We start from the raw sequence: 17902 nt of genomic DNA, 5'->3' as shown, positions 1-17902 counted from the left end.
GTGAAGCGCTCGGACTACCGGGCGGAATGCGCCGGCCTGCGCTTCGATCTCCAGGCCGGGTGCCATGAATGGTACACGCTCTACGAGAACGTCATCCGCGAGGATTATTTCGACCATGGGATCACCGTTCGCGAGGGCGATACGGTGATCGATATCGGGGCGAATTTCGGATCGTTCACCGTGCTGGCCGCCCGCAAGGTCGGGCCGACCGGCCGCGTCATCGCCTTCGAGCCGAACCCCGATGTCTGCGCGCGCCTCGCCCGCAACGTGGCGATCAACGCCCTCGGCAACGTCGCCGTGCGCAACGAGGCGGTTGCGGGCGAGGACGGCGAGATCCTCCTGCTCCTGCAGAAGCGCTCGTCGCTCACCACCGCCTATTCGAGCATCGACCAGCGCGTGAGCGAGGGCACCCGCCCGGTCACCGTCAAGGCGGCGGCGATCACGTCCGTCCTGCGCTCCGTGGGTGGCCCGGTCGCGCTCCTGAAGATCGATTGCGAGGGCGCGGAATACGACATCTTCGACGGCTTGGACCACGCGTCGATCGCGGGGGTCCGTCAGATCACGATGGAACTCCACACGGTCGAGGGGCGCTGCGAGCGCGAGATCGTCGAGAAGCTGGAAACCTTCGGCTTCGCGGTCCGCCACGCCTCGCCGATGCTCACCGCCATCCGGCGGTGAGGGCACTCGCGCAAGGAAGCAGCTTTATCGTGATGCGCCGGGGGCAGCTCCGGACGCGACGAACCGACAGAGAGCTGTCGGCCCGATACAACCCAGCCGGATATGGCTGTCGATATCTTAATATGATCTTTGGTCCTATCGTAACCGCTGCAAAGCGACCAAGGACTTGAACTAAAGCATCCGCTGCTCCACACCAGCAGGCTCCAGCCGACCGTTTTTGTTGAGGCGCATCAAAAAACGCCTCACAGGAACATCGTAATAACGCAATACAACCCAAGAAACGCATAGCAAGGCTATGGTGACAATCACCATTAAAGCACCCGAATTGCGGCATCCGAGTAGCTGCTGATAAACTCCATTCATCCAAAGAAACACAGGGAATTGCAAGGCATAAACAGGATACGAAATTTGCCCAAGAAAATTACTTGCCCAACGGATCGATCCGCTCAAATTCAGGCGTGCACCGCAGACAATGATAACAGGAGATAAGGCAAAACCCCATATGATCCCCACGCCATTTGGCAAGGATGTCGGCCAGTAAAAAATTGACAATGTTGTAATGCATGATGCAGCGAATAAGGCCCTAATCTGCCGTAAACTCAATTGACGAAATTGGCTATCAAGCTCAAATGCAATAACTCCTAGGTAGTACGCACCAAATACTCGGGGAAACCCCATCCAGAAAGTTTCCGCTGTGTCGCCGCCAACACCGCAATAAAACATCAACACAACGCTAATTAGTATTATGGCAATATTTATTTTAATTGCACTATACCGATACGTCATGATCCAGAATAAATTTACCACCAGCTCAAGAAACAAGGTGTATTGAGGTCCATTAAGCGGGAAAACCTGTGGGCCGCCGATGATTTTTGGGGCATCGAAAAACGGCAAATTGAGCAGTCCCAGCAAAGTGGCGAACGAGAGCAGGCCCGGATCCAAAGGATATTTGAGGACTAAAATACGCACAGCATAGTACAGGGCACTTATCGCAGTACCAAGAAATATAATTGGCATAAGCCTTATCAGTCTTGTCCTTATTAAATCGAATTTTTTCAAATCGCAACCTATCCGATGGACATAAGCTGCGGACAAAACATAGCCGCTGAGGCAAAAAAAGAAATCGACTGCAAATCTTGCATTCGGCGCAAGCCATTTCTGACCAAGCCATTCGTGAAAATGATAGAACAACACTGAAATTGCAGCAATGCCACGCAATGCATCAAGTGCTGCATAGTGGTTGCCCGTAGTTTTTGATCTATTGTTCAAAACGGCACTGCCAAAATATGTGACCAGCTATCTCGCGATGAATTTTTCGCCGCAAGGAAGGCAAAGCAAGATGCTGGCCACATATCAATTTGGTTACGGCAGGCGCGGTCGCTGCGTTCGGAGAATCGAGTGCCGAAAACATGCTCTCGGCCCGAGAGCGTATTATAACCCGGCTGTTCACCGGGTGAGATGTTCAAGCTCAAGTCAGACGAAGCTGACCATTTGAACACTTAACATTGTATTAGCTTGGCGTTCGCAATCTTCTCCCGGCGGTCGGCAGCGGTGGGTCAAGGCGAGCGGGCGTTCGACGACTCAGACGCTCATTCATCCGACCGTTCGACATCCGAGGAGTGCCTCACAAAGCGCCCGTTCACCGTCGGTGTTGTCTTCAAGCGCGACAGCGCGGCGGGCATTTTGTGAGAGACGCTAAGCCACCGCCTCGGCCAAGGCTGGAAACGCGTTTGCCGGGAAGTCGGACAGTGTCTTGATGGTCCTGGCCGGGACCCCGCCGACCAGAACCCCTTCGGCGACATCCTTGGCCACCACGGCTCCCGCCGCGACGATGGAGTTCCGGCCGATCGTCACGCCGGGCAAGATGATACATCCCGCCCCGATCCAGACATTGTCCTCGATCGTCACCGGCTTGTGATAGGAATGCCTTTTGTCTGCCTTCCGATTGAACCAATGACCCGCCGTTTCTATCGAAACATTGGGCCCAATATTACACTTGTTTCCGATACATACCTCCGCCTTCGATGCAGAAATTCTACAATTATACCCTAAAAAGCAGTCATTTCCGATCGATATATGCTTCACGGTTGCGCGCCGAAGGCTGAACTCAAGCACAAGGTGTCCGGATATACGGCTCTTTTCGCCGATCTTCAGCCCTGCCCATCGAAGGATCGAGGTTCTGACGAAGTCCAATGTATGAAATCGAGGAATTTGGTTTGCCGCGCTGACGAAGACGTACCGAAGCGTTTCTCTGGCAAAGATCATGACGAGGTCCCGCATCGTTCAGATCGTTTTCGAATGCAACCTCTCGCGTCGCGCCGGGCGTGCGATCGAGATTGGTCGTGGGGCAACATCCGTGCCAATATGAGCCAATTACAACCATAGGTGAAAACATCGATGCGATTATCGGCGCACTTCCCGCTTGGGTTATTTGTATTTTGCACATTCTAGTCTGAATTACCGCAGGCGGGCGCCGGTCCGCTCCGCCCCGTGGATCGGAGCCGCACTGCCCCTCGACGAGGACGGCACGCATCGTCCGTTGCCCGCCGCGCAAAGGGACGCGACATGGGGTCAACGGTCGGGCGCCGGATGCATGTGATCCCCATCGCCGATGATCGTGACGCATCGCCGATTGCCCCCCGCGACGGCGGGGCGGCGGGCCTCCGCCGGACGCTCGGAACAGGACCATCGGTCCGGTCCCGTGCCGCTTGGGATGAGGCCCTCTGTCGTCTTCCATGCGGCTTGGCATGAAAGGGCGAGCCGCGCCGATCCGGGGGCGTCCGGGACGGCGCGGGCCATGGGAGCCCCACCATGGGAGCCCCGGACCATGGGGCCTCGGGACACGCCCCGATGGCAACCCGCGCCGTCTTCGCCGCCCGAGGGGCCGGTGCCCGGACGGGGGCGTCATCAGCGCCCCGGGCAGCGCGCCGCCCGGCCCTCGGGATCGGGGGCGTAGACATGCACGTAGTCGACGAAGAGCACCGAGGGGTTGGGCGTCCGGTCGATCGGGAAGCCCGAGCCGAGGGCGAGGTTGACGAGGGGGAACAGCGGCTTGTCGAGTTCGGGCGGCGTCGGGCGCTGCCAGACCGGCGCGCGGTCGAGATAATAGGTGATGGTGTCGGCCGTCACGCGCACGCCGTAGGTGTGGAAGGCGTCGAGGAGCGAGCCGGCCGGCACCGGAATCTTCTGCACCGTGTTGGTGGTGCGCTCCTTGTCCTTGCCCTTGTACCAGACGTGCAAAGCCGCGGAGTAGGCGGCGTCCGAATGGCCGTAATACTCGATCACGTCGATCTCGATGCTCGGGGTCTTGTCGCTGTTCGGGCGCTGCGTGCCGAGCCAGAAGGCCGGCCAGGTGCCCGGCCCCGGCGGCAGGCGCATCCGGGCCTCGAAGTAGCCGTAGCGCAGGCCGAAGCCCGCCCCCGTGCCGTCCGAGGCGGCGAGCAGGCCGGAGCGCCACTTGCCCGCCTCGTCCCGGCGGGCGGTGATGTGGAGGATGCCGTCCTTGATCGCGAAGGGCCCGGCGGGCGCGTCGTCGACGAAGCGGGCATCGCCGAAATCGCCGTTCCAGGGCGTGTGCGAGATCCAGCGCGCCGCGTTCAGCACCCGCGGGGCGACGCTGAGGCTGTCGAACTCCTCCATGAAGGCCGGCTTGTAGGCGCACAGGTCGAGCGGCTCGTCGGCCGCCGCGGACGGGTGGGGGGCGAGCAGGGCCGCGAGCAGCAACGCGGCGTGGGCGGGGCGTCCCAGGGTCGGAGCCTTCATCGGTCGAGCATCTCCCGGCTGATCTCCACATGGCGGCGGATGTAGGTTTCGGCCCCGATCCCGGCCTCGATCATGCGCGCCTGCGCCCGCTCGGCGCGGGCGCGGGCCGCCTCGGGATCGGCCGCGATCTCGAGGAGGGCCGCCCGCAGGGCCGCCGGATCGCCGGGCGGCACGTAGCGGACGGCGTCGGGGCCGAAATAGCCCTCGAGCCCGCCGGTGGCGGTGGCCACCACGGGCAGGCCGGCGAGCACGGCCTCCTGGATCACCGTGATGCCGCTGGCGTGACGGTTGGGCTTCAGCGGCACGCAGACCACGCTCGCCTCGGCGAAATGGGCGGCGAGTTCGGCCTGGCTGCGGGCACGGCCGACCCGCAGGTTCGGCCGCCCGCGGGCGAGCCGGCGCGGCGCCGTGCCCGACAGGATGATCGCCGAGGCCTCCGGCACGCCGTCGAGCGCCGCGGCGAGACAGGCCCAGTCGCGATGCCGGTCGCTGCCGAGCGCCAGGACGCGCAGCGGGCGGCCCGGCCGCCGGACGGGCGGCGTGATCCGCTCGGACGGGATCCCGAAGGGCACGTGCAATACCCGTTTGCCGGGAAACAGCGCCCGGGCCACGGCGAGGTTCTCGGTGGAATGGACCGTGAGCACGTCCACGTCCCGGATCAGGCGGCGGTACAGCATCCGGTGGAGCGGGCCGAGGCGCTCCCAGCGATCGAACAGCCAGACGCTCTGCCCGATCAGCTGCGGCCGCTGCGCCCGGAAGGCGAGGGCGGCGGCCACCGCGAGGAACTGGGATTCGGTGTGCGTCCAGACCACGTCGGCCTCGCGGAGCGCCCGGCCCTGGCGCAGGGCGTGCAGCAGGTCGAACCCCGCGAGCACGCGCAGCCCGAGCCGCAGGAAGCGTACCGCCGGCTTCTCCGGAAAGGCCCGCGAGAAGGCGAGCGTACAGCCCATGCGCTCGGCGCGGCCGTAGCCGTAGGGCGTCTCCTCGTTGACGCCGACCAGGGTGCCGGCCTGCCAAGCCCGGCGCCACGCCGCCGCATCCTTGTCGGTCGCGAGGTGGACGAAGACGCGAAGGGACGGCGCGAGGGAAGGCGTCCCGGCACGATCCGATTCGGCACGAAGGGGCTCCCGCACGTCCGCCTGCACCTGCACACCTGCCTGAAGGCGCCCGCGCCTTGCGGGGTCGAGCGCGCCCGGGATCGGGGGCCGCTCGCCTTGCAAAAACCGCCCGCGGACCATCCGCAGCCGGACGCGTGCATGGATTTTGCAATGCATCATCGGCAGAATTCGCGAGGATGCAAGGCATGCCGGATCAGATCTTCCCGTCATGAACGATGTCCGACCGGCCCCGTGCCGGTCGATCCATCGAAGAAGTCAGATGTTTTCGTCCGCCCCGACCGTGTCGCAGGGCGCAGGACTGTGCGTCTCTTGCAAAACCTCCGCGGCGCTGGCCGGGGCCGAAGGCGCGTCGGCAGCGAACGGGCGGCTTGCAAGGCACGCTCACGATTGGGCGAGGCGTGCGCGTCCGCGCGCCGGCGGCCCGGGTCTTGCCAGTCCAAGTCTTGCCAGTGAGGCATCCGCCCCGGGGATCGTTCGGTCGCGGCAGCGGCAGGCCGTCATGGAGAACGCTTCAGGATGAGGGAAGAGAACGAGCGTCTCCGGGATCACGCCGTCGCGCCCGATCCGGAAGAGGCTGCGCCGCCGGAGACGGCCGTCCCGCTTCCCGATCCTCCGACCCAGCCGGTGCCGGACCAAGCCGCGATGGCGGCCCAAATGGCGCAGGCGGCCCCCGGCGGCGCGCGCACGCTTGCGGTCAACGTGCTGGCCGGGGGCGGTGCGAACCTCGTGAAGATCGGCCTGCAACTGGCGATGCTGCCGCTGATGGCGCATCTGCTCGGGCCGGCCGAATTCGGCGTCTACGCCCTGGCCCTGCCCACCGTCGCCTTCTTCATGACGCTGGCCGACGGGGGGCTGGGCGCCTCCCTGGCCCGCGAGCCGACGCAATCGCGCGAGATCTGGTCGACCGCCTTCTGGCTGGTGCTGATGGTCGGGGTCGGCCTCACGCTCACCGTGGCCGGCTGGGGCGCGATCCTGGCGCAGCTGTCGCACGAGCCGCGCGTCGCGGGCGTGATGGGTCTGCTCTCCGTGAGCTTCGTCTTCGTCACGGTCTCCGTGCTGCCCTATGCCCGGCTGACGCGGGAGCGCCGGCTCGCGGCGATCTCGGGCGCCGATCTGGCCGGCAGCCTGGTCGGCGCGGCGGTCGCCGTGGCGCTCGCGCTGCGCGGCGCGGGGGCGCTGAGCCTCGCCGCCCAGTACGTCGTGCTCTACCTCGTGCGCGGATGCGTCCTGAACCTCCTCGCCTTCGTGCGTCCGGGCCTCGTGTTCCGGCCGTCGGTGCTCAGGGCGCACGTCTCCACCGGCAGCGCGCTCGTCTGCAGCCGGCTCGTCGACTTCGCCGGCCGGCTGGTGGAGAACCTCCTCTTCGGCCGCCTGTTCGGCCCGGCGGCGCTCGGCACCTTCACCTTCGCCAACCAAGTGCCGCGCTTCCTCTGCGAGGCGGCGTCGGGTCCGCTCTGGGGCGCCCTCTACGCCCACGCCCTGCGCGAGGACGAGGCGCAGCTCGCCGCCCTGCACGCCAAGCTCGTGCGCCTGCTCTGCATCCTGCTGGCCCCCGTCGCCTTCCTCACCTCCGCCCTCGTGCCCGGCCTGATCCTGCGGATCCTCGGACCCGCCTGGAGCGACGCCGCGACGATCCTGAGCATCCTGATCCCGTTCTATGCCCTGAACGCGGTGGCGCATCAGAGCGGCGCGCTCATGCTCGCCCGGGGGGCCGGCTGGGCGCTCTTCCGCCTCTCGCTCCTCCTCGTCGTCGCGCGGGTGGCCGCGGTGCTGCCCGGCCCCTGGCTCGGCCCCTTCGGCGTCGCCTGGGGCATCGGCGTCGCGCAGATTCTCTTCGCCGTGCTGATGCTGCGGGCGCCCGGCCGGATCGGCCTGTCGTCGATCGGGCCGCTGCTGCGGGGGATGTGGGCGCCCACGCTCGGAGGCCTCGCCGCCGGCCTCGCCTGCCATTTCGTGGTGCAGGGCGCCCCGACGGAAATTCCGCGGATCGCCGCCGGCCTTCTGGCCGGGCTCGCGAGCCATCTCGTCGTCCTGCTTCTCCTCGAAGGGTCGCGCCTGCGGGAGGATCTCCTCGGCATCCGGCGCCTGGTCCGCCGATGAGGGCAGGGCGCTGCCCGCGTCTTGCAAGGGGCAGGCGCTTGCAAGGACTCACCCATCGGTCGGGCGGCGAGGAGCGCGATCCGCCCGACCCCATCAACGGGATGCAACCGGAATGATCATTGCCCCCCTTCTCGACGCCATCTGGCAGCGCCCGGCCCTCTGGGAGAAGATGCGCGGGATGCTTCGCAGCACCGGGTACGACACCACCGACTGGGTCCGCTCGGCGATGTACCGCGACTGCTTCGACTTCATCAGCGGGCTCGGGCCACAGCGACTCGACGTGCTGGAGATCTCCGGCGGCAACCAGTGGACGCGCGATCTCAAATTCAAGAGCTACACGAACACCGAGTATCCGGGCTTCGACATCTGCGCCGAGACCCTGCCGCAGCAATTCGACCTGATCATCGCCGATCAGGTCTTCGAGCACCTCCCCTGGCCCTATCGCGCCGGCCGGAACGTCTGGTCCATGCTCAAGCCCGGCGGACATTTCGTCATCGCCACGCCCTTCCTCGTGCGCGTCCACCGCGTGCCGATCGACTGCTCGCGCTGGACACCGGACGGGCTGAGCTACCTGCTGCAGGAATGCGGCTTCGCCGCGCAGGACATCCGCGCGCAGGCCTGGGGGAACCGTGCCTGTCTGGTGGGCAATCTACGGACCTGGCGCAAGCGCGGCTTCTTCGGGTCGCTCGCCAACGAGCCGGATTATCCCGTCATGGTCTGGGCCTTCGCCCGCAAGGCGCCGGACGCCGGCCGACCGGCGGAGGGAGAGCGTCCCCTTCAGTCGTGATGGATGTGCAGGTCGCCCTTCTCGACCTGCCGCAGATCCTTCTTGGACACGAGGCGCGCCACGTGGCGGGTCAGGGCGAGCACGACGAGGCCGGTGAAATAGCCGACCTGCAGAGCCACGAACCCACCGACCAGCCTCCCGGCACCGAAGGGGCCGCCCTCCGTCAGGGCGTTCGTCACGGCGAGGAGCGCGATGATCCCCACGGCGGTCAAGGCGAAGCCGATCACGGAGACATAGCGGGCGCAGATGCCTCCGAAGAGGGCAAAGAGCGCCCAAATCGTGATCGATCCCATCACTCTCTCTCCGTCTCCCAGCGTTTCACGGCCGCGATCCCACGCCAAGACGCCGACCGACGGCCGCGCACGGAACGGTGACGGTGCCCGCTGGCGTCGCGAGAATGCCGGTCACCCATGAACAAATCTTTCTTGCGCCGAAGCGATGGCTCCTCGGCGGGGCAGGGAAACATAGAGGAGATTTGCCGCGCGGCGAAACCGTTCCGTGTCGAGCCGCTCACCGCACCCCTGCGGGGAAGGGCGGTTCGTTCCGGAGAAGCCGCGCCATCATCCGTCGCGTCCCGCCGGGCATGCGCTCGGGCATCGGCCCGCGAGGCGGATGCCGGCTCTCAAAAAGTCGTTTTTGTAAAAAGACTTAAACCGAACGGTGCGGACCAGGACCGCGGGCCCCGTTCCGTGCGTCCGGCGGACGACCGCCGCCGCGCAGTCGCCGGGGCAGTCGGCGACGAGTCGGGATCATCGCCGATCGGTATTAAGCCGATTGGACTTGGACAGCCACGGAGGTCATCCGTCTGCACCTGTTTTCCCGTTCGGGCTCGACAGGGCGTCGGGCGGGCCGCGAGAGGCATTCGGTGGATCCGCCGGAAGGGTGGATGCCGCCCCTCGAAGCGGGAGGATCATCCTGGATATCGGATCCCGGGCGATCCTCAAGATCCTTGTGCCGCATCGTCTTTTTCCGAATGCCGGCATCCCCCGTTCGGGAGGATGCCCCAAGCGGCACGATGACGGGGAGATGCGACTCGTCGGCACCGGCCGTAAGCCGCGGCCGTTCAAGGCCGCGGGGCGGTCCGGAAGGCCCGGCGGATGAACCGGTCCGCGAGCGTGCGGCAGAGGCGATACGGCATGCCGTAGAGCTTCAGCGCCCCCACGAACAGGATCGCGGCCGATGTCAGCAGAAGCCCCGGCTCCTCGTCAGGCTCGGCGCGGTCGTACCAGAGCGGATCGCGATCCTGCATGGATGGACTCCTCGTCCGACGCCGGCTCCCGGACATCGTAAGGAATTCCTTTACCATGAACCGTGCCAACCGGCGCCCCCGCCCGCCCCTCGGGTCACGTTGCGCCGCGCAGACCGTCGAGCCGGCCCCTTCCGTCGGAGGGCGCTCTACAGGATCAGCATGTCCGCCATCAGGATCTTCACGCCGAGGAGATCGATCGCGAAGTCGGGCCGCAGGTCGCCGTTGACGTCGCCCGAGAGGACGCCCTTCTCGAAGCGGAGCTGGCCGGGCGCCGTGAACGCATCGGAGCCGATGAAGGTGAAGTGCTGGTTGCCGGCCAGGAGCGCGTTGGCGTCGATCTGCGCGAGATCGACACGATCGCCCTGCGCGGCGGAGAAGCCGACGATGGTGTCGCGCCCCGAAACCGGACTGTCGTGGACGCTCTGGAACACGAACCGGTCGGCACCGGCATCGCCGTAGAGACGGTCGGCCCCCAGGCCGCCGATCAGGACGTCGTCGCCGTTCTGGCCGGCCAGCCGGTCGTCACCGGCCCCGCCGATCAGCACGTCCTTGCCGCCCCCGCCGAAGATCCGGTCGTTGCCGTCGAGACCGGAGAGGACGTTGGCCCCCTCGTTCCCGTAGATCTCGTTGGCGAGACCGTTTCCGGTTGCCCCGAGATCGGACTTGCCGAGGAGAACGATCTTCTCGACGTTGTCGGGCAGGGTGTAGGACACGCTGGTGCGGACCGTGTCGTTGCCGCCCTTCGCGGCCTCGACGATCCGCGTGTTCGCGTCGGTGACGACGTGGACGTCGTCGCCGCTCGTTCCCTTCAGCGTCGGCCCGTCCGTCTTCGTATCGAGGGGCGCGCCCGGGGGCTTGGCCTCGTAGGCGCGAAAATAATCGACGTACAGCGACGCGTCCTTCAGTTTCGGATCGATCGTCCAGCCGCCGCCGGCCGCGAGGTTGATCATGAACATCGGGTCGGTATCGAGGGCCGCCGGCGTCGCCTTCGTCCAGTAGGGGCGATCGTCGAAGTAGAACGTCATCCGCTCGGGCGTGATCTCCACGCCGTAGGTATGCCACCCCGACGCGACGACGCCCACGCCCGGATTGGCACGGGCATAGGTGCTGGCGTGACCTTCCAGGGTCTTGTTCGCCCAATCCCACTCGTGCACCACGCTCGAATACTGGCCCGGCATCGCCGTGCCGTAATTCTCCATCACGTCCACTTCGACCACACGGTCGCGCGTGGGGGACAGCCGCTCCGATTCGAGCGCCCAGAAGGCCGACCAGACGCCCGTCCCGTCCGGAAGCCAGAGCCGGGCCTCGTAATAGCCGTAGGGGTTGCCGTCGCGGACGGTCTTGCTGGTGCCGTCCGGGAAGGTGTTGGAGATCAGTCCACTCGACAGTTGCCCGCCCGCATCGCGCGTCATGTGGATGCGCAGGGCGGTCTCGCCGCCCTTGTCGACGATGGAGAAGGGCGATTTGGCGGCATTCGCGGGCAGGAAGCGCGCCTCCCCGAAGGACCCGCCCCAGGCCTGCCCGCTGTACCAGTTCGCATCCGCCGTTCGGCTCGCCGAGACGCTGAGCTGGTTGAACTCGTCCGCATAAACCAGTTGGTATCCCGCCGGGGCCGGCATGATCTATTCCTCAGCAGTGCGATGTTTGGGCAAGTTGTTCCTTCGAAGCGTGGCGGCCGGGATATAATAAAATCTAAATGCGCCCCGACCCGAATGCGGAATGTGCGCAGAACCCCGAACGCCTGAGACAATGGTTTCTTGGAGATCAACGCAACGCAGCGCATTCGCCCGGCCCACTGCCGGCGTTCAACGCGGCCTGGCGGGGTTTTCGGTTCGGGCCGGAGCGTCGGAACGGCGTTTCGGCTCAGGGCCGCCCCGCTTTGCGTGAGGCGACGCCGCCGCAGCACGCCCCGCCCGCGCTCGGCGGGGCAGGGGGGAGCGGGAGCGGGAGCGGCCGATCGCGATCAACATCATGCGACGACGCGACGGTGAGCGTCACGCTTCATACGCGTGTCACGAACCGCTGTTTTAGCAGCGCATAGACGAAGAAGATCGGCCAATCCTGCACGATGCGGCACAGTCATGTGCTTTCCGTCGCGCACAATACTGCCAAAACATGCCGGATCTTTGAAAGAGATGCCGGGATCAAGCCGACCTATTTGCCGGCTTATCTTGCGGCCTTCGGGAGGACGACGCCGGTGCGCACCTACGAAATCCAGGGATCGGGCACGCGCTCGCCGGTCGCCGGCAGCAGCGTGACGACGAGCGGCATCGTCACGGCCATCGATTCGAACGGCTTCTACATCCAGGACCCGACCGGCGACGGCGACGCCGCCACCTCGGACGGGCTGTTCGTCTTCACCCGCACCGCGCCCGCCGTCACGCTCGGCCAGCACGTCGAGGCCACCGGGCTCGTCAGCGAGTTCACGCCGAGCGGGGCCGCGCCGGGCAGCCTCTCGATCACGCAGCTGACCGCGACCGCGTCGGGTTCGGTGCAGATCCTGGCCCAGGCCGATCAGGCTCCCGACATCGCCCCCGTCCAGATCGGCGGCGCGGGCGGGCGCCTGCCGCCGACCGAGAGCCTCACCGAGGGCGTCGCCTTCTTCGAGAGCCTGGAGGGCATGCTGGTCACGGTGAAGGCGCCGGTCGCCACCGGGCCGACCAACGGCTTCGGCGAGATCTTCACGGTCGTCGACGACGGCAACGCCGCCAACGGCGCGAGCGCGACCGGCCTGACCGCCCGCGGCAACCTCCTGACCGAACTCGGCACGCCGCGCTTCGGCGACACCGATACGGTGGGGGGCGACTTCAACCCCGAGCGCATCCAGATCGACGACGATTCCGGCCTGCTGCGCGGCTTCACCACCCCGGCGGTGAATGTCGGGGCGCACCTCTCCGACGTGACCGGCATCGTCACCTACGAGTTCGGCAATTACCAAGTCAGCGCGACGCAGGCCTACACGGTGGCCGCGCCGAGCCCGATCGCCCGCGAGGACGGCACCCTGTCCGGCACGGCCAGCCGCCTGCTGGTGGCGAGCTACAACGCCGAGAACCTCGACCCGACCGACGGGGCCGCCCGGTTCGAGCGGGTCGCCGCCGAGATCCTGGGCGCGCTCAACGCCGCCGACATCGTCGCGCTGCAGGAGGTGCAGGATGGCGACGGTCCGACCAACTCGACGCTGACCAGCGCCGCCGCGACCCTCCAGGCGCTGGTGGACGCCCTCAACGCGGCGGCGCCCGCGGGCGTGACCTACGCCTATGCCGACAACCCGTTCATCGGCGACGACACCAATGGCGGCCAGCCGGGCGGCAACATCCGCACCGCCTTCGTCTACCGCACCGACCGGGTGTCCCTCGTCGAGGATTCGCTGCGCACGGTCGCGGCCGACGGCAGCCCGCTCAAGGCCGCCGATGCCGGCCAGCAGAGCGATGCCCAAAACCCCTTCTTCGGCTCGCGCCCGCCGCTTGCCGCCGACTTCACCTTCAACGGCCAGACCGTGACGGTGGTCAACAACCACTTCACCTCGAAAGGCGGCAGCGCGCCCCTCCTCGGCTCCGACCAGCCGCCCTTCAACGCGGGTGAGGTGCAGCGCGCGGCCCAGGCCCAGGCCGTCAACGGCTTCGTCGACCGCCTGTTGGCGCAGGACCCGGACGCCAAGGTGATGGTCGTGGGCGACCTCAACGAGTTCCCCGGCGAGCAGCCGCTGAGCGTCCTGAAGGGCGAGGCGAACCTCTCCGGCTACACGGTGCCCGGCACCGACCCGATCGACGCCACCGCCACCTACAGCCTGGGCGGCACCGCCATCCTGTCCGACCTCATGGACGCGCTGCCGGAGGCCGAGCGGTACGACTACGTCTTCGAGGGCAATTCCCAGACGCTCGACCACGTCCTGGTCACGGGCGGCCTGCTTCAGGGTGCGGAGTTCGACATCGTGCACATCAACGCCGAATTCGCCGACCAGACCAGCGACCACGACCCGCTGCTGGCGAGCCTCGTCGTGCCCGCCGCCACGGTGAACGGCGTCGCGATCCTGGAGCAGGGCGACTCGACGCTGACCGGCTCGACCACGACGCCCGTCGCGACCGACAGCCTCGTCACCCGCCTGCTCGGCACCTACGCCACCGGTTCGGGCACCGGCTCGGCCGAGGTCGTCGCCTTCGAGGCGTCGAGCGACCGTCTGTTCGTGATGAACAACGTCACCGACCGGGTCGAGATCGTGAACCTCGCCGATCCGACCGCGCCCGCCAAGATCGGCGAGATCGACGTGGCGGCTCTCGTCTCGGGCTACACCTCTGAGAGCGGCATGAACTCGATCGCCATCGCCAAGGGCGTGCTCGCGGTCGCGATCGAGGCGCCGGTGAAGTCCGATCCTGGCACGGTCGCGCTGTTCTCGACCGCCACCGGCCAGCTCATCAAGACGCTGACCGTCGGCGCGCTGCCCGACATGCTGACCTTCACCCCCGACGGCACCAAGCTGCTCGTCGCCAACGAGGGCGAGAATCCCGGCGCGGGCGAGGTGGAATCGGCGGGCTCGGTCTCGCTGATCGACCTGTCGCAGGGTGCGGCCAACGCCACCGTCGCGACCACGGGGTTCGGGGCGCTCGACGGCTCGGAGGACGGCCTGCGCGCGGCGGGCGTGCGGATCTTCGAAGGCCTCTCGGCCTCGCAGGGCCTGGAGCCCGAATACATCGACGTCTCGGCCGACGGCACCCGCGCCTACGTCACGCTGCAGGAGAACAACGCGGTCGCGAGCTTCGACATCACCGGCACCGGCCCGGTGCTGCTCTCGATCCTGCCGCTCGGCTTCGTCGATCACGCGCTGGCCGGCAACGAGGGCGACTTCTCCGACCGCGACGGGCCCGGCACCGGCTCGAACAGCCAGGGCAAGATCAACATCGTCACCGCCCCGATCAAGGGCCTGCTGATGCCCGACGCGGTCTCGACCTGGACGGTCGGCGGCGTCACCTACTTCGCCACCGCCAACGAGGGCGATTCGCGGGTCGACGGCTCGGACGAGGCGCGCCTCTCCGCCCTCGATCTCAACGACGCGGTGTTCGGCAGCCAAGAGGCCGCGCTCAAGAGCGAGGATTACGCCGGCCGCCTCACCGTCTCGAACATCGACGGCGACACCGACCCGACGCAGGCCGGCGTGGAGGAGATCTTCACCTTCGGCGGCCGCGGGATGTCGATCTTCCGCCAGAACGCCGACGGCACCATCACCAAGGTGTCCGACACCGGCGGCGAATTCGAGAAGATCGTCGCCGCGCTCCCCAATGCCGGCACGGTGTTCAACCAGAACGGCGAGAGCAACGGCGTCAGCTTCGACACCCGCTCGGACAACAAGGCGGGCGAGCCCGAGGGCATCGACGTCGCCCAGATCGGCAGCAAGACCTACGCCTTCGTCGGCCTGGAGCGCCAGGGCGGCGTGATGATCTACGACGTCACCGATCCGGCCGACCCGACTTACGTGAAATACCTCGCGCCGGCCGAGGGCGATAAGGCGCCGGAGGTCGTCAAGTACGTGCCGGCCGGCGAGAGCCCGACCGGGGCCGGCATGCTGCTGGTCGCCAACGAGGTCAGCGGCACGGTCACCGCCTACGAGATCGACCTGCCGGAGGTCACGCCCTATCGCCTGCAGATCCTGCACGGCTCCGATTTCGAGGCCGGGCTGAACGCCGTCGATCGCGCCGGCAACTTCGCCGCCATCGTCGATTACCTCGAAGACACGCAAGCCAACTCGATCACCCTGTCGTCGGGCGACAACGTCCTGCCGAGCCCGTTCTTCAACGCCGGCAGCGACCCGTCGCTGAAGGAGGTCTACGAGACCGCGCTGGAGACCTATTACGGATTGGCCGCGGGCACGCTCAACATCACGCCGGGGCTGGGCACCGCCGACATCGCGATGCTGAACATCATCGGCATCCAGGCCTCGGCGATGGGCAACCACGAGTTCGACGCCGGCACCAGCGCGCTGGCCTCGCTGATCCGCCAGACCGGCAGCTATCCGGGGGCGCAGTTCCCCTACCTCGCGGCCGATCTCGACTTCTCGGGCGATGCCAACCTGCGCGGGCTCTACGCGGACACGATCCGCAATGCCGCCGACTATTCGGGCTTCCCGCCGGCGGCCGGCATCGGCACCAAGATCGCGCCCGCTACCATCATCGAGGAGGGCGGCGAGAAGATCGGCATCGTCGGCGCCACCACCCAGATCGTCCAGAGCCTGTCCTCGACCGGCGGCGTCGAGGTGATCGGCCCGAACGCCGACGACATGGCGGCGCTCGCCGCCATCCTCCAGCCGACCATCGACGCCCTGATCGCGCAGGGCATCGACAAGATCGTCCTCGTCTCCCACCTGCAGCAGCTTGCGCTGGAGAAGGCGCTGGCGCCGCTGCTCAAGGGCATCGACGTGATCGTGGCCGGCGGCTCGCACACGCTGATGGCGGATTCCGAAGACGTCGCCCGCGGCCTCCAGCCGGGCGACACGGCCGCCGAGACCTACCCCTTCGTGACGACGAATGCCGACGGCAAGACCACGGTCATCGTCAACACCGCGAACGAGTACGCCTATGTCGGCCGCCTCGTGGTCGCGTTCGACGAGAACGGCGACGTCATCGCCGGCAGCATCGACTCGAGCGTGAGCGGCGCCTACGCCACGACCGACAAGGTGGTGGACGACCTCTATTCCAAGCCGATCGACATCGACGGCGACGGAACGGTGGACACCGATCCGTTCGCGCAAGGCACCCGCGGCGACCTCGTGAACGACATCGCCGAAGGCGTCGGCGCGGTCATCAACGGGCAGGATTCCAACATCTTCGGCAAGACCGCGGTCTATCTGGAAGGCCGCCGCGGCGAGGTGCGCACCGAGGAGACCAACCTCGGCAACCTCTCGTCCGACGCCAACCTCTGGTACGCGCAAAAAGCCGACGACACCGTCCTGGTCTCGATCAAGAACGGCGGCGGCCTGCGCGACTCGATCGGCACGATCAGTTCCGATCCGGCGAACCCCGCCGAGCTGCCCCCGGCGGCCAACCCCGAGGCCGGCAAGGCCGAGGGCGACATCTCACAGCTCGACATCGCCAACTCGCTGCGTTTCAACAACGCGCTCTCGCTCGTCACCGTGACGGCGGACCAGCTCCTGGCGGTGCTGGAGCACGCGGTCGCGGCCGTCGCGCCGGGCGCGACGCCGGGTCAGTTCGCCCAGATCGGCGGCATCAGCTTCAGCTACGATCCCGACTTGCCCGCGGGGGAGCGGGTGGTCTCGGCCTCGATCATCGACGCGGCCGGCAACCCGACCCGCGCCCTGGTCGAGAACGGCGCGGTCGTGGCCGATGCGCCGGCCGCCATCCGGGTCGTGACGCTGAGCTTCCTCCTCACCGGCGGCGACGGCTATCCGTTCAAGAATTTCGTCACGGCCAACCCGAGCTTCGCCAACGTGGTGGCGCTCAACGCCGACACCGTCCCGGATGGGGGCCAGGTCGCCACCTTCGCCGCCGAGGGCACCGAACAGGACGCCTTCGCCGAGTACCTCGCCGCCTTCCATCGCGGCACGGCCTACGGCACGCGCGACACCGCCCCGACCCTGGATCAGCGCATCCAGAACCTCGATGTCCGCAACGACACCGTTCTGGCGGCTTCGGAAGCGACCGTTTCGCTCGAGCAGGGCAGCACCGCGGCCCCGCTGGCGATCGAGGCGCCGGGCACGGCGGGCACCGGCTACACCGTCGCCGCGCTGCCCGAGGCCGGGACGCTCCGCCTCGGCGACGCGGCGGTCGCGGTCGGCGACACGCTGAATGCCGCGCAGCTCGCGGCCCTGACCTACACGGTGGCCGACAACGCCCCGGTCGGTCGGCAGACGCTCGGGCTGACCTATGCCGAGGGCGGTGCCGCCCGCGGCTTCGCGATCCCGTTGGCGATCACCGCGGCGGTCTCGGCGACCTATCGCGGCACCGACGGCGCCGACCGGCTCGACGGCGCGGCGGGCGACGACACCGTCCTCGGGCTCGGGGGCGACGACCGCCTGCTGGGTGGATCCGGTACGGACCTGCTCGATGGCGGCGTCGGGCGCGACGTGCTCGTCGGCGGCACCGGGGACGACCGCTACATCGTCGACAACGCGGGCGATCAGGTGATCGAGGCCGCCCGCGGCGGCACCGACACCGTCTTCTCCTTCACGAGCTACACCCTCGCGGCGGGCCAGGAGATCGA

The 17902-nt window shown here is 67.1% G+C and carries 11 protein-coding genes; 4 read left to right on the top strand and 7 right to left on the bottom strand.

Going from position 1 to position 17902, the window contains the following annotated elements; translation table 11 throughout:
• On the top strand, positions 1-678 hold the full coding sequence (locus BM140_RS01430) for an FkbM family methyltransferase (protein WP_165616364.1): 678 nt from the start codon (positions 1-3) through the stop codon (positions 676-678).
• A gap of 171 nt (positions 679-849) precedes the next feature.
• Here BM140_RS01430 and BM140_RS01425 read toward each other — a convergent pair whose 3' ends face one another.
• The 4 genes from BM140_RS01425 to BM140_RS01410 all read right to left on the bottom strand — a co-directional run bounded on the left by BM140_RS01425 (position 850) and on the right by BM140_RS01410 (position 5573).
• A complete protein-coding gene (locus BM140_RS01425; RefSeq protein ID WP_165616363.1) occupies positions 850-1947 on the bottom strand; it encodes an acyltransferase family protein in 1098 nt (365 codons plus the stop codon).
• 426 nt (positions 1948-2373) lie between these two features.
• Positions 2374-2958 (bottom strand): DapH/DapD/GlmU-related protein, encoded by a 585-nt coding sequence (locus BM140_RS01420; RefSeq protein WP_091941200.1) that lies wholly within the window; start codon positions 2956-2958, stop codon positions 2374-2376.
• A gap of 627 nt (positions 2959-3585) precedes the next feature.
• Entirely contained in the window at positions 3586-4440 is an 855-nt protein-coding gene (locus BM140_RS01415) for a glycoside hydrolase family 16 protein (RefSeq protein ID WP_091941198.1), read from the bottom strand.
• Positions 4437-5573, bottom strand: coding sequence for a glycosyltransferase (locus BM140_RS01410; protein ID WP_244535238.1), 1137 nt, complete (start codon positions 5571-5573; stop codon positions 4437-4439). The genes BM140_RS01415 and BM140_RS01410 overlap by 4 nt, the downstream gene beginning before the upstream one ends.
• Before the next feature lie 501 nt (positions 5574-6074).
• Between BM140_RS01410 and BM140_RS01405 the strand changes: the two genes are divergently transcribed.
• Entirely contained in the window at positions 6075-7658 is a 1584-nt protein-coding gene (locus BM140_RS01405; protein WP_091941196.1) for an oligosaccharide flippase family protein, read from the top strand.
• Positions 7659-7770: 112 nt separating this feature from the next.
• Entirely contained in the window at positions 7771-8445 is a 675-nt protein-coding gene (locus BM140_RS01400; protein ID WP_091941195.1) for a class I SAM-dependent methyltransferase, read from the top strand.
• On the opposite strand, the gene BM140_RS01395 is transcribed toward BM140_RS01400, so the two are convergent.
• From BM140_RS01395 to BM140_RS26525, 3 genes are all read right to left on the bottom strand, one after another.
• A complete protein-coding gene (locus tag BM140_RS01395; RefSeq protein ID WP_091941193.1) occupies positions 8436-8738 on the bottom strand; it encodes a hypothetical protein in 303 nt (100 codons plus the stop codon). The two genes, BM140_RS01400 and BM140_RS01395, sit on opposite strands and share 10 nt — an antisense overlap.
• A gap of 770 nt (positions 8739-9508) precedes the next feature.
• Positions 9509-9694, bottom strand: a complete 186-nt coding sequence (locus tag BM140_RS01390) for a hypothetical protein (RefSeq protein ID WP_091941191.1) — start codon at positions 9692-9694, stop codon at positions 9509-9511.
• 146 nt (positions 9695-9840) lie between these two features.
• Entirely contained in the window at positions 9841-11313 is a 1473-nt protein-coding gene (locus tag BM140_RS26525) for a family 16 glycosylhydrolase (protein ID WP_091941189.1), read from the bottom strand.
• 578 nt (positions 11314-11891) lie between these two features.
• Here BM140_RS26525 and BM140_RS26065 point away from each other — a divergent pair.
• Positions 11892-17902: choice-of-anchor I family protein (locus tag BM140_RS26065; RefSeq protein WP_207549413.1), on the top strand; the 6011-nt coding region annotated here is incomplete at its 3' end.

It is taken from the genome of Methylorubrum salsuginis (assembly GCF_900114375.1).
Lineage (GTDB): Bacteria > Pseudomonadota > Alphaproteobacteria > Rhizobiales > Beijerinckiaceae > Methylobacterium > Methylobacterium salsuginis.
Note: the sequence above shows the minus strand (reverse complement) of the source record. Positions and strands in the feature narration are given on the sequence as shown.